Genomic DNA, 14,797 nt, shown 5'->3' on the forward strand with positions numbered 1-14,797 from the left:
CCTACCTACTTCTCCAGTCCTAATTCACTCCTCCGCTGGAGTGTCATTATCCGGGCTCTTATTTAACTTTTCCTCAATGGGCTCCCCATCGGGGTCGTCACGGTTGCTAATACCGCCCGCAACACCTCTTGTAGAACCTTCCTTATCAGCACCGTGGCCGATTTCGTCATCTTCCACATCACTTAGATGATCAACAAACTTGGCTACTTGTGGTCGCTGTTCTGCCTGAGCACCACCTCCACTTGCGGCATCATCAGAATCATGAGGAGTTTGTACGCCGTATCCAGGATCTTTTCCCGTCGGCTCCTCCCCTATATGTTGATGCTGCGCTTCATCAGGCTCCAAACCTGTACTAGTTTCAGAAACTGACGCCCTGTGCGCATACTCTTCTTCCTCCGCGGAAGTAGCAGTAGCTTCTTCTACGGGCTGCCCCTGTCCACTACCTTCCTCAAAGCGCTCTACCTCTTGAGGAGATGGCTCAGATCGTGCAACAGCATCGTCCGCACCGCTCAGTACATCCTCCACATGCGCATCACCGGTGTTGCTACTATCTCCATATTCCGCATGAGAATCCGCACCCGCTTCCACAGCATTTGCCAGGCCATCTGGTCGACTTATTCCCCCATCACCATCAGAAACTGCGGCACTGGTCGCGCCGCTTAATTGCTCATCCCCAAGTAACGACTCACTAGCGCCAAATGCAGGCGATGTTTCTGCCCGTGGCTCTCTACTGCCACTTACGCTATCACTCCCAGCCTGAGTACCCCCAGACGCAGACGCTTCAGATGCGCTCCCAGCCCCAACATTGCCCACATCCTGCATCGCCGTGCGAGGAGCAACCGCGGCGGCATCACCTCCACTACCAGCTCCTGAGGGTTCTGACCCATCGGCACCTTCTTGCATTGGTCGCACCCCATCCCTATTCTCAAACTGCACTCTATCCTCACCGGGAGGCGTCATCCCCGCAGCTGCGGAAATACGCTGTTGAGACGCGGCATCCAGACCTACAATCCCAAGCATACTCTGGGTAGCACCAACAGCACTTGCCGTTATCCCTGCAACGCTACCAGATATTGAGAGGACCATAGCTTCCGAAATACTCACAAATTCTCGAATAGCTTTACAACAGAATATGAGCATCATGGCAACAGCAAGCCCGAACGGGAGGCCCATGAATCCCACATCCTCTCTGGCAAGGCCCTCCCTATGCCGATCATTTACAGAAAGCTCGTTAGAAAAGCCTATGGGCAACATAACAGGCAACAGGCATATGTCAGGTCTGTTAGGAGTCCCTGGATCATCAGAAGGTATGTTAATACCTATTGCACAGCTTTCACAGGCGGTAAAGTCAGTAACCGAGTGCAAGCTGCTGAGAATCATCTGGTTCAAGAATGCAATTGAGGTAAAAATAACTATCGGCTGCAGCGAGAAGTTCATTAGGAGTTTTAACCATCCATCGAACAGGTTTTTAGTTCTTTGAAATAATATGAAGGAAAGGAATATTGGCGCCAGAGTTATCAGAAACGCCACAGCCAGAATCAAGAACAAATACTTGATCATGACCTCAATCATTGCCAGAAAGAAAGCTATCAGCCCCCAAATCACTCCGATAAACACAAGCCAGCCCACGGGTCCTGCAGCCACGAGAGCGAAAAGCCTGATCCAAAGCTCAGAAGTCAAAAGCAACCCTAGAGTCGCGTCCAGAAATTTGAATGAGGTGTCACCATCCAAGTATCCGTTAAATGCGGTGATTATTTCAGAAACGCCACCAATGAATATGCCAAAGCAGTGCTCATTGAAAAACTTCCAACTACCGGGAGAGAATAAAGAGATTAATAATACTATTTTTGCGATTCTTATAACCAGGTCGTACTTGGTAATCTTAATTACACCCATGACGTATCCGATCGCTGAGAACATCAAAAATAGGGTCAGCACCCCCTGCACAAGCATCCAAAAGGGCTTCGACGAAACTTGGTTATTAAATATCTGTTGCAGTGCCCCATCTGACTTCCTGTTATCCAGTGCCTTTTCAAAAGACTTCCCAACCGCGGATGATATGTCTGCTACAGCGTCATCGCTGCCAGGTATCGCAGTACCATACAGCACATTGAGGAGAATACCCTGCAACAGCGCAAAAAACTTGGAAATTATTGGCTCCCAAGTTGGAATCCAAAGTCGCACCGCATAATAGTTATCTGGATAGTTGCCATCTTTGAGCTGGCTATCGTATTTTTCATCAACTTCTATTCCAAAGTACAAATTGCCTGACGACTTATCTGTGGATGAACCCCCTTCTTTGTTGATGATGTAAATCCCTGTGGAAGAATTATCCTGCTCCAGATCAAGCTCTATTTCACCCTTTCCCGTACCACTGCCAGGTAGAAACTTGGGCGCTTCTTTTCCGATGTACATGTACAGCTTCTTGCCGGAAGTTGCGTAGCAGGTCCTGTGAACATTTAAGGTGTAAAAGCCCTGCATTTTGGCATCGCTACTTTGTACTTGTTTACCGGAACCACCTATCCTTATATCCTTGAGATATGAGAGAAATAGCCGGCCACTGTCTGGGACTTCGTAGCTTGTGTGCATCTTCAAGCTGCGCTCCTTAAAAGTCCCCCCAGCTGAAACGCCGTGAACACCCTCGGGAAGAAACTTACAGGAGGTACCACTGCCGCAACCACTTTTGGTAATATCAGCAGCTGTGCCAGTGTTAGTCGTACCTGCGCTAGCTGTACCAGTTCTTATTACCGCAATGGCACCCTCGGCCATTTCGTATGCACTGTCAGATATTTTTGCGCTGTCATCATTAGGTAGCGAAAAATCTAGATACTCCTCAAGTTTGAGTTCACCTGAGGACGTGGACCCCGATCCTGAGGGGGGATTTTTCTTAAGTTTCGGAGTGGGGCACATTATTTTGTCACCTATAACATGCACAATAGACCGCGTACAATTTGGCTCATTTACCTGCTGCGAAGGTGTGCATATAAGGCCGCAGCGACAGTTTATGTCATACTCCGTGTACCCCCTAAGTATGGCATCATACTTAGCATCCTCTGCAGAGTTGTTTTGTCCGCCATGCTGTTGCCTCTTCTTATACCCCGGTTTTGTGCTTCGTTTAAGCTCGGCCAGATTCCTTCCTTCTATCTCCCTGGTAATGAACCCAGACTCCTTGAGCTTTCTACAAACATCATCTGTTATCTCTTGATCGCCAATCTTGATTGTCCGACCATCATGAATCCGTCCAGTGGCCACCATGTACTGTGAGTCAGATGTCAGTACACTCCTGGTGGGCTCCTTGCCAATGCGTGACATATAACCCAAGGGGAATGCCAGGCGCGAAATCTTTATCGCGCTATCACCAAACTTAGGCAACTCTATACCTTGTGGAATCTCTTCGCATCTCCCCCCATCTGACTTGCGATAAAGCGACGCAGAGCCACCATAAGCCCCAGAAGAACAGATATCCTTGGCATCTATACCGCGCTTACAGCCGCTGTCCCGATAAAAATCGCTGTTGCCGTAATAGATAATGAAGCTTTCCTCATTTCCTATCTTTTCACAAGATGGAAGCTCTAGGTCGTAAAGAAATGGAGAAAAAGTCACCCGGTCACCTTTGACAACATCAAGCAAGGTGTCGTAGAACTCGTGTTCGGGACGGTCAGCATATGCAAAATTTTCGGGGAACATCCTCACTGTAGCGATTGTACTGGCATCCTTGGGGCAAAGGTTTATGGTGTTCTCAACTGTAAGCTTCAGTTCGCGGCCTGCCTCAACACTATGGCCTGAATTTACCCAATATGTTGCTGGATTCTGCCTAGAAGAACCTGCAGGCTGCACAGGAACTTGTACTACAACAGAGTTGCTGCTAACACCCTTCCCAGGCTCTATACACACGCCTCCACATCCGGAAATTAGTAGCGTCAACACAATGAGCGGCAGCAATCTGGACATACGCACCACCTAAAAGCTAGCTGGAGGATCAACAGGGTGGACGATGGGTTTACGTTTAGCAGCCTCACCAGCATGCCCACCACGAGGAGCAGTAGGCATGAGCCTGGACGCAAAGCTCTCCTCACGCCCAGCGCCTGCCCCTCTGCTGAAGAGAGCAAGCTGATGCTTCTGCTGCTCAACCATCTGCCCTGTCATCTTGTCCATACCCACAACGCTCAGCATCGCCTGCGCTGCACCTGCACCAACGTCAGACAAGTTGGTGAATGCACCAAACATAATACTACACATCTCACCGCTATTTATTACAAAGTCCCTAGTGGCATTAGCTATGGCAATGAATATGAGTACATTGAAAATCGAACCAGGAATTCCTATCAAAACCATATTCCCGGTATTGTACAACTCCCTCACAACATCACCGACTGGTGCAGCTGGCACTATTCCCACTGGCAGGAGAAAGTTCAATACGCACAAAGTGGCAATTTTTATATCAATGGATAGAACGCACGCATCACATACTTGGAAATTGAGCATTGCATATATCACGTTGTTCACCACCTGCACCATCAGGGCAATGCAAGAAAAGATCAAGACTGGCTGCATAGCGGTTTGCAATAGCACCTTAATCCACGCATCAAAAATCGCCTTGGTACGTTTGAACAACACGCAGATGAGGAAAAAGGGCGCCAAACACAACAGTAGCGCTATTAGCATCATCGATATAAGATATATCACTACAGCGTCAAACATGCACTCCACTAAAAGAAACAGTCCCCAAAAAATGAGTACCACTGTAAGCCACCCCACGGGGCCAGCAAATAAAAGTGCCAGTAATTGAATCCAAGTCTGTGAGACCGTAAACCTATACAGTATGCCGTCCATGAATCCAAAATCATCAGAATGCCCAACGCCTCCAGTCATAATGGAAATGAATTCCTTCGGAGCATTCGTAAACAATTTGAATAGATGATCGTTGAAAAAGGTCCAGCTATCCGGGCGTATTACATATACTACGATAATAACCTTCGCAAAAATGACAAATAGCTGGAAAATAGATGCCCTGGAAAATCCCAAAAAGAAGTACAGTGCGCTGATCATAACGTACAGAATCAGAATCGCATTTACTAATCTGAGAAACTGCCCATCCCTACTGATGTGCCTGTACATCTTAGCTATAACGCTATCCTGCCCACCGTCTTTGTTGCCGTATAGAGCAGAGCGCACCCTGCCTTCCGTCCACTTCACAATATGAGAAAAGAATTTAGGGGGAACTTTGGCAACGACGGCTTTAATCTCAAAATACCCAGTATTATTGTCCGCTCCATCACCATTGTCTTTCACGCCATAGTACAGATCCCCCCCGTTACCCAGATCCTTAATAAATATTTCTTCCTTATCCATGAAATCTATCTTGTGACTACCACCAGCACCTGGCTCATACCCGGGGTAATCCTCAGAAAAGGTGTAGTACAGGCTATCCTGCAAGTGAGCGCTGCAATCCTTCTTCACTTTGAGCCTATAGCTACCCACGAGCATTTTGTTGTCGCCCATTGAGCTTGGCGGCTCCAGCTTCAGAGTAAACCCATGCACTTCCGCAGTACTACTCCCGATCTCATAGTCGCGCTCAAGCTCCAGGTAATCATCAATATCTGGGAACGCCTTGATCGCATCGCCTTTCCCAGCCGATAACTTAACTAGTGGAATACCACCTTGCTCACTCCCAGACTCACTAGGAGCCATAATGCTGCTACCACTCTCGTATTGCAGTGCGGCGGGCACAAGTTTACCGTGGTGGCGGGACGAGCTACCCCCGTCAAACTTAACAAACGGTAGAACTGTTGCCACTTGATTAGTATTCTTGCTGTAGGAAAGCAGATGGTAAGCGTGGTGATTTTTTTTGGTGCCACCTGAAGAACTCCCCTCCGGAGCGTACTCTCCTACAGTTTTAAGGACGCCACAATACCCGTTTATGGCAAACTCATCCATAGCTCGCTTATACTTGTCCTGGATGCTACGTACTTTCTCCCTAACTGCATGCAGCCTATCACCACCACCGCCACCGGATGATGAGGACTGCTGGCTACTATAGTGCACACACGCTTTGTAGCAACCTGTTGGCAATTCGCGGCTGCCAGGACGATAACCATACCTACCAAAGGGTTGGCACTTAACCGTGCACCTCTTGGGTTTGGAGGCATAGTCTATCTCTCCTGCTACGGCATTACTGGCAGAACCGCCCTTTGCTTCAAGTTCTATGTCGTAATCGCTGTAGCATAAATATTTTGCCTCATCACGCTCGTTCAGGCTAGAAAGAGCTCCGCCTCTGCTGACCTCGGCTTCATTTCCAGGAATTACATGAGGATAAAAACCCTCAATGAATGGGGAGGACATGCTATCTTTTGGCACCTCGTACCAAGAATTCATAAAACCGTACTTATCAACCAACTTACGGCTAAAGTTTATCGTTCGCTGCTGCCCGATGTCTCTCTTTCTACACTCCTCTGCATCTACCGTGTATATATCGTCGTCCTGATTTCTGCATATGGCGTCATCCACCGTGAAACTTCTCACAGGAATAAGCGAAAACTTTACCTTCTCCTTGGGCATTATGCGCACTGGAAAATCTACAGGGAATAGTTTGGTCCTCCCACTAGTGAGCGCATCCCCTGGAGATGCTTCTAATTTCAGCTCAGACACCTCAGCATCGCTACAGAAGTTCACGTTGTAGTACTCAACATTCAGGCGGATATTACCACTCATGGGAAAATCGACCTTCACCCACGTCCGCCTAGAACCATCGCTCGACTGTTTCGGGTTTGTGTATACTACGCTTCTTATTGTGTCATTCATCACATCTTGCTGGGACATACAGCCATGATAGCCACATCCTGACAGGAGCAAGAGAAACACTACTGGGATAATCCTCAGCACGACACAAATTCCCCACTTTACCACCAGACGGACGCGCTCCCGTAGTAGCGCAGAAAAGTTATAAAACAATCAACACACTAATCAAGGCACGCCGCTACAGAACACAGCACACCTAAGCCATCCCTATCCACCAGATGATGACCCCCCAGACACGGAATCGGTGCCACCGGCACCACCTTTTCTAGGAGTACTACCCCCTGAAGCTGAATCAGAACCCGAGGAGGATCCACCAGATTTCATCTGGTTCATGGCCTTACTTCCTAAATCAGACATCTTACCTGCTGCGTAGCTACCAGCTTTAGAGGCAGCACCCATAGCTCCACTTGCAAGCGCCCTGGGATTAAAGCTACCCGCACCTATAACACCAGCCCTCGGATCTCCCGCAAGTTCCCCAGCAATGTAAGATATAGAAGACAGGAAGTGGTAGAACAAAAACCCTACTAACACAAACACCCCAAGCTTGGTCCAAATAGCAGCGGTCGTGTTCTTAAACTCCGGACTAGTAACCGATAATCCGAGCACCAATGGCTTTGTGTGGAACGTCACCGTACTGAACATACATGCCAAATTGCTGTCCATTTTGGGATCATCACAAATCTTCTCATTCGCAAGTTTGAAGTTGATTCTTTTAGAGGAACCCACTGTGATTTCATCCCGCACAAACTGCAGCTCACCAAAGTATATGTTATCGAAGACGGTAAACATCAGAGACAAGAATGCAAACAGTATCACTGGATACAGAGAGTACACCATTAACTGCCTAGTCCACCCGTCAAAGAACCCTTTGGTAACCTGGAAAAGGCACATTGGTATCATTAGAGGAGATATGATGGTTAGAACCGTAAGCGCAATAAGTGACAATAGGAACACGTACACGCACCATATCACAGTAAATATCAGCATCATCACTGCGAAGAACGCGACCACGCATATTATCACCTTAGCATTGATTAGAATTGCGGGTATCAACAAACCTGCACACAGGAAGACCGTCATCAAAACACCGGATCCCGTCCCTCCGTTAAGCTGACTTCCTAAATAAAACATCATTCTACAATCTAGCCTGTCCCATGGCATGAGATACAGGAAGTCCTTGTTGCTGTAGTCCTCAGCTTTGTAGTCACAAATATTCTGCCCTCCATTGGCAGCAGATAGCACAATGTCCGAAAGACTAATCGAAAGTTTGCTTAAGTAGTCATGCGCCTTATACATTGCATCACCCTGGGTAAAGTAGATGACCAAAGCAAACTTTATTACCGTCATATAGAGTTCGGATGCATTCTGCACCCCACCTAGCATGGCCTTTATGGAGAATAGAATAAGCGCAAGTATCAACGTAGCCATAACAGCTTTCTTGAGCTTGCTCTGGGCCACCTTCAGGAACCCAGGATTGGCGCCGCCACCTACAGTCTTGTTGGCACACTTGTTGTTCTGGCCACCAGCGGTGGGATCCAATACGTTCTTAAGTGAGCCCACAATACAGTTCACCAGCACCGAGGTCACGGGAAATGGAGACTTCGTGTGTAGCGAAGCAACACCTTGGCATGCCTGGTCAACATAGCAGCTGTAGCATTTTTCGTTGTTATACCCGACAACCTTCGCACCCTCTGCGCCGCTCTTCACTATCGGTTCTGACTTCTCACACATGGGAACCGGAGGAGAATTTGGGCGCATATGACAGCCTATTTCCGGCCTAGGAAGCAGCGGCAACCCACTAACATTTATCGCATCAACACAGAGCTTATCGCCCCTCTCAACTGCCCGGAATGAAGCATCATGTACTTTTTTTGTCTCCCCTGCTTTGAGTACTTCGCACTTTACATATCCACTATTTTCATTATCATCCCCGGCACCAGAAATGGCGAGCTTGGTCTTATGCATTCCCTTATCGCCGTAGGTACCCTCACGCGGGTATGCACCTTCCATTATCTGCTCAGTATAGGATGCAGATTTAGTAGAATTCCTGAGAGCCCTGTAAGGAGCAGAAAACAGCGTGGCAAGAGGCTTCCTATAACAAACTTCTATGTAGCGAGAGCTGGAAACCCGGTTCTTGGGCCACGCATATTTTTCAATTGTCTTAAACTTCCTGCTTTTACATACAGGCTCAAGCATTCTCGCTGCCTCTAAACTTTTATCCTTTGCGATACACGCGAAATAGCTATTTAGGTCCGCAAATTCCTTGGTGCAATCGCCACTACTTTTCCACGCATTCCCCACGGTTGCATCGGGCGAGTACGGGTCCTCACATTCCTTATACTTACCTATATTACTACTGGAGCTACTGGAGGCACTTAGCACTTCCGCACTGTCCCTACCCTGAACAACATCTCCTTCTTCGAAGCGTAGAACGGGGTGGCGCACAAAACTCCAATTACACACAAAGTATGCTGATGACACACCCACTGCCGCGGCCACCGTGGACACACCCACGGTCATCATTGCAACGCCCCACTTGGTAGTCCAGCCCACAGGTATCTTTACTAAAATCGCGCCTGTTATCATAATACCCAATGCGGGACCTATGGCCTTTCCCCCTATCTCAGCTACTGTGGCTGCAGCACCACAACGCGGATTGGTTGCCTCGGCATATCTGTAGGTGACCAAGCGGTCACTCTCCTCCTCCTTGGCGCCACCAGGGCCGCTACCGGCGTAAGACAGAGATACAGGAAACCCAGCAATCAAAACAACAAGCGCTAGCACTTTGGCCATGCTACGCATTCCTAACCCTCTGGCAAAAAATGGGCAGCCATACGTTCGGGTCGCGTCCAACCTCTGCCATGATCTCATGCAATATCAGCACCGTTTCCGCCCTTCCTGACAAAACATTTATAGTGTCTTCAAGGCCTCTAAGGTCTATCCTGGCAACCACTGCACTAACACCCTGTTTGACAAGAAAAAATCTACTCCCCGGATCTGTGTACTTTATCAAGGAGTACTCCCTTTCGGTTAACATGAACACGTCCCTGTATGCACTAGTAGCCTTAAGGTTAGGTAAAAATATTTGTGTTGCTGTTTGTTGTACGAGAGTGTCACTTATCTGACTTTTACTTGCATCTTCAACGCTTTGTGTAGCGAATATCACGAAAGTGTTCAGCTTCCTAAGTACCTTCAACCAGTCTTTTATCCTGGGAGCAAATACGGGATTGTCGATCAATGCCCATGCCTCATCCAAAATTATTATGGATGGCGTGCCATCAAGCGAGATACTGATCTTGTGAAATAAATACAACAAAGTGGGTGCAAGGGCCGATGGGTCTTTGAGAAGATTTCCCATCTCGAACCCGAATACCCGAGATTTGGTGAAGTCCAACAAATCTTCCTTGTTGTCAAAGAGGGCTGCGTGGGAACCCTCGGAATGCCACATGGACATGCGTCCTGCCAAAGTATCAGCGCCCCCTATTCCCAAAAAGGGAACCAGATTGCGCAACATTCTATCTTCTTTCTTTAACTTAAAATTCCCTTCAATGGCGTCATTAATGCGCAATATATCATCTGGAGTTAGATTATCAGAAAGTGTAGTGGCCAATACTTTCATCCATTCCATGAGAAAGGTTCTGTTGTCGGTAGTGTCATCCAGATGCAGCGGGTTCAATCCTGTATCCCCTCTCGGTTCCACCACTGAGTAGACTCCATTTAGCGCTCTTATAAAAATTTCCGCACCATGGTCTTTATCGAAAAAGAAAACCCTTGGGGAAAATTTCATTGCCTGAACACACAAAAAATTCATGAGCACGGTCTTACCACCCCCAGTCGGACCTATGATTGCTGTGTGCCCGACATCGCGTATGTGGAAACTGAAGAAGAATGGAGTACCAGACGTGGTATCAAAAACCGTTACTGCTTCCCCCCAGTGATTATCAAACTTTTTACCAATTGGGTAATTGTGCTGAGACGCAAAACCAGCCATATTGAGCGTGCTGATAACTGCCTTTCGTACCACGTAGGAAAAATTACCCGGAAGTTGAGCCCAGAACGCAGGCTCCAAATTTACCTTCTCCCTAACGGGATACACCCCACAGTTCGAGAGCTCTGCTTCAACCAAAGAAAGTGCATTTTCAAGATTTTTCGGAGTTTTTTCTATACACAAAACTGTGAGGTGATGAAGCCCAAATGCGATCTTACCACTTGTGGCATCATCCAATGCCTTCGATATTTCGTATATCTGAGAGACCGCCTTGTCCGCAGATTGGATCATGCGATTCTGCTGAATCTGCATTTTAGTTATTGCAGCCTGCCTATTTGTGAACTTAAAGGACTGAGTGATAATGAACTCATACGGTAATTGCAGAAACGCATCCAGCATCCCGGCGGAAGTAGTCTGACCGTATTCCTTTAAGCTTATGAGTCCCGCATACTTGGATTCATAGTGCCCAACAACCTGCACAACCTTGCGGCCAAAATATAGTCTGTGCATGGGTAAGTGACGAGAAATATCTCCCAGATGCACAGCAACATTGTGCACAGTGCCACAATTCACAATTTTAAGCAGGAACTCCATGATTTCCGAAAAACTCCCCTGAGGCGTTTGCCTGATGCCGAGCTCTCTGGGCGCATAGCTACGAAGGCTGGTTACCGCCCTACTCGCTACCTCCTCTAGGTCCTCGTAAATGGCGCGCATGTCGTTTTTCCAGGCCTCACTGGTAACCTTCTTATTGAATTTTTTCATCAGATTGACGAAAAACTCGGTGCTCTTTTTACCCCCATCCCTAACAATAGTTATGTACAGCTCATTCGTGAATGATTGCTTTGTCGCGTGCTTCTCGCGCCACTGCACATTTACAGCATCAGCAAAGGCATTTGACAACTTGCCGCTGGCAAAGCCATGAGAGAACGCATCTTTTCTTCGTCTTATAATGTGAAAGTAAAGGCCAAACGAAGAGGAGGACATGCTCCGCAACGTTTGGTTCCTGATCGAGTTTTGTATCGATAGGTCCTCATCATCGGCCGTTTCGAACGCATACCCAGACAGCTGAATAACCTTGAGCATACAACCGTCTTTGGTAACTAGCGTCGTGCTGTTCCAGTGCTCAAGGTAGGGTAGAAAATGAGCCGCGTGGCACTCTCTCTCAACAACTTTTCTTTTTTTAGTAGTTGCTGCTCTCCCTAGCCCCAACATCTGCTACATCACGTCGTAAGAATTGGCATTGTGATAAAAACGATTCAGACATTTGCTGCACTTCTGCATCCTAATGACAAACAGATCCATGAACAGGGGATCCTTGGAAGAGGCAGCAAAACCTATAGCGTGTATGCCCGGGCCCAAAATCAGAAGCACCCTGAAGTCATTGCTATACATGAAGATCATGATTGAAATCATGAAATTTAGTATCGCGAACGTATAGCTCACACCGAAGAGCATGGTGGGCCTAGTCAGACCTTTAAACAGCTGATCTGTCTTAACGCTACCGGACGACATCACCCCACCGAAAACGGGAACACGCGACTTTTCACAGACTCTAGCAACAAAAAATTATCAAAAGATTAACCAGCACAAAAGGCCCTGTCCCCGTTATACACCCGCAGCCTCAAGCCCCTTCAACGCGAAATCCCAGTCTATTAGGTGCTCAAGAAAAACATCCACATACTTCTTGCGAACGTTTAGGTAATCTAGATAATAAGCATGCTCCCACACATCCATAGCTAACACGGGGTGGTGCCCTGGAGTTAATAAAGGGGAGTCCGCATTTGGAGTGCTCACAATCTTCAAGCTGCCAGAGTTCTTGTCATAAAGCAGCCACGTCCACCCACTACCAAAATGCCCAACGCCGCTGGCAGCGAAAGCATCCATGAACTCCTTCACGCCCCCAAAATTATCACTCAGCATCTTAGCTAGCCTTTCCGGAGGGTTGCCCCCTCCACCCCTCTTCATAGATTTCCAGTAAAAATCATGGTTCCACACCTGAGCAGCATTGTTAAATATCGCCCTAGTATTACTAGAACCGTGCGCCTTAGTAATTATCTTCTCGAGATCACCATTACCCATTCCTTCAAACTCGGTACCAACTACGAGTCTGTTCAACGCGTCGACATAAGCTTTGTGGTGCCCGTTGTAGTGGCGGTCCAGCAGCTTATCTGAGATGTGTGGCTCCAAGCTTTGATACGGGAGGCTAGATAGTTCAAACATTCTTGCAATCATTTTAAGACAAATCCCGTCATGTATACCAACTACACAACAAAACTTCAACACCTAAGCCAACAACGAATGCGTCGCAACACAGCAATTTCGCAAACTCAAAGATTTGACCACATAAAATGCATAGTCCCTGAACACAAATGTACTGGTGCAGCTCCACAAAAAACCATTCGCACATTGCCTACTGTTCGAGGCGTGATATTGTTCGAGATTGATTCCAGGAATATTGTTATCAAAATCGCGGGGCTTAAGTATAGATCATACCACACACAAGTATTCTTCGCCTCATACACCGTGCAATGGACGCGGGAGCATAAACTCTCGGTGTTCACGGACCAGCATTCCGTTAAAATCCTTTGTAATGATGTTGTAAAGAATGTAGCATTGGTGCGCCCTCTTGGCAGCACGCTTTGTCCTAGATGGCTGCATCACTACCTTTGCTAACGTCCTTATGGAAAAAGATCCAACAAAACTGCTCAAACACCATCGCAAGAGTGTCCGGATATTCCTCAGAAGCAAGAAAGATAGACTTCTTTCAGTGATATCCCTGGGCGCACTGGGTATTTCAGTTGGCATGCTGATTTTCGTGCTATGTAGCATAGTCAATGATGGATACAAGGCGTTGACCACCACAAAGATCTTACTCTCCTTTGATGAGATTGAAAGCGTAGATCCGGGTGACAGCAGATTCAGAATTGTGTGTATGCAACACATACAAAGCGCGCTGGAGAAGATTATTCAGAATTCAGTTGACCTAAGCGACCACACAACAAAAAGGATTGCGCACAGTGTAATCAGCGAAACTGCCCACTACGATCTTGCAAGGCTCATCAAAAAGAACGCTAAATTGAGCGGTGCTAGCCTCTGGTTCAACGCTTCGAGTGATTTTACCGGTAGCCCGCGCGGAAGCAGTGAAATATACGACGCAATAATGCAAAGGCTCATTGACGAGGGTAGGATCAGGAGCTTCTTTAATTATTCTCTATTTACCAACTCACATTCGAAAGTCCCAGAAAGTGCGGGCATAATCGGAGCCCTCATCGGCTCTTTGCTAACAATAACGGTCTGCCTAGCCGTTGCAATACCGGTGGGAGTCATGAGCGGAATCTGTATGCAAGAGCTGCTGAAAAGGGGAAAATTGGCTTCTATGATCGAGGTAAGCATAAACAATTTATCTTCAGTCCCCTCAATCATCTTCGGGGTGCTCGGACTGATAGTATACCTCAATATCTTCGGGGTTCCGAGATCGTCAGCGCTGGCCGGGGGCCTAACTTTATCCATCATGATACTGCCCAATCTGATTATAAGCACCAGACAGGCCTTTGCTGCAGTGCCAGAGTCAGTGAAGCAGGCAGCTTTTGCCTTGGGAGCGTCGGAGATGCAGGTTATAATGCATCACTCATTTCCAATAGCGCTACCAGCCGTGGTGCAGGGCGTTATAGTGAGCGTAGCCAGGATAATAGGCGAGTCTTCTCCGCTTATCATGATAGGCATGGTTGCATTTGTCGTTGATCTACCCAAAACCTTCCTTGATCCCGCCAGCGTTCTGCCAGTGCAAATATATATCTGGGCGAACAATTCCAATGTTGAGTTCACAAAAATATCTGCAATCGCGATACTGGCGCTGCTCATCATACTCCTAATACTCAACATGATAGCCGACCTGATAAAGAAACGGTTTGACAATTTCTCGTTCTAGCAACCCGGATGCGAAGCTGGCCGGGAAGGTCGGTGCACAAAGCGACCGCTTTCATTCTTAATTTTCTGTATCCAACACATACG

Annotated in this window: 7 protein-coding genes; 1 reads left to right on the plus strand and 6 read right to left on the minus strand. The window is 47.5% G+C overall.

Going from position 1 to position 14,797, the window contains the following annotated elements:
- Nucleotides 1-24: 24 nt before the first annotated feature.
- From OC187_RS00325 to OC187_RS00350, 6 genes are all read right to left on the minus strand, one after another.
- Nucleotides 25-3,951: a type IV secretion system protein gene (locus tag OC187_RS00325; protein ID WP_263008471.1), complete on the minus strand. Its 3,927-nt coding sequence runs from the start codon at nt 3,949-3,951 to the stop codon at nt 25-27.
- Nucleotides 3,952-3,960: 9 nt separating this feature from the next.
- Nucleotides 3,961-6,819 carry a TrbL/VirB6 family protein gene (locus OC187_RS00330; protein WP_263008472.1) on the minus strand — a complete coding sequence of 953 codons (2,859 nt, stop codon included), beginning with the start codon at nt 6,817-6,819 and terminating at the stop codon, nt 3,961-3,963.
- Nucleotides 6,820-7,005: 186 nt separating this feature from the next.
- Complete coding sequence (locus tag OC187_RS00335; protein ID WP_396124678.1) at nt 7,006-9,600, minus strand: TrbL/VirB6 family protein; 2,595 nt, start codon at nt 9,598-9,600, stop codon at nt 7,006-7,008.
- Nucleotides 9,593-11,998, minus strand: coding sequence for a VirB4 family type IV secretion/conjugal transfer ATPase (locus OC187_RS00340; protein WP_262997921.1), 2,406 nt, complete (start codon nt 11,996-11,998; stop codon nt 9,593-9,595). The genes OC187_RS00335 and OC187_RS00340 overlap by 8 nt, the downstream gene beginning before the upstream one ends.
- 3 nt (nt 11,999-12,001) lie before the next feature.
- The gene (locus tag OC187_RS00345) at nt 12,002-12,298 is read right to left on the minus strand and encodes a type IV secretion system protein VirB3 (RefSeq protein ID WP_262997920.1); all 297 of its coding nucleotides are present in this window, start codon (nt 12,296-12,298) and stop codon (nt 12,002-12,004) included.
- A gap of 93 nt (nt 12,299-12,391) precedes the next feature.
- On the minus strand, nt 12,392-13,006 hold the full coding sequence (locus tag OC187_RS00350; RefSeq protein ID WP_262997991.1) for a superoxide dismutase: 615 nt from the start codon (nt 13,004-13,006) through the stop codon (nt 12,392-12,394).
- 460 nt (nt 13,007-13,466) lie between these two features.
- Here OC187_RS00350 and pstA point away from each other — a divergent pair, with 460 nt between their 5' ends.
- The gene (gene pstA, locus OC187_RS00355; protein ID WP_262997919.1) at nt 13,467-14,714 is read left to right on the plus strand and encodes a phosphate ABC transporter permease PstA; all 1,248 of its coding nucleotides are present in this window, start codon (nt 13,467-13,469) and stop codon (nt 14,712-14,714) included.
- The last annotated feature ends 83 nt before the right edge of the window (nt 14,715-14,797 follow it).

This window comes from Anaplasma capra, assembly GCF_025628805.1.
Lineage (GTDB): Bacteria > Pseudomonadota > Alphaproteobacteria > Rickettsiales > Anaplasmataceae > Anaplasma > Anaplasma capra.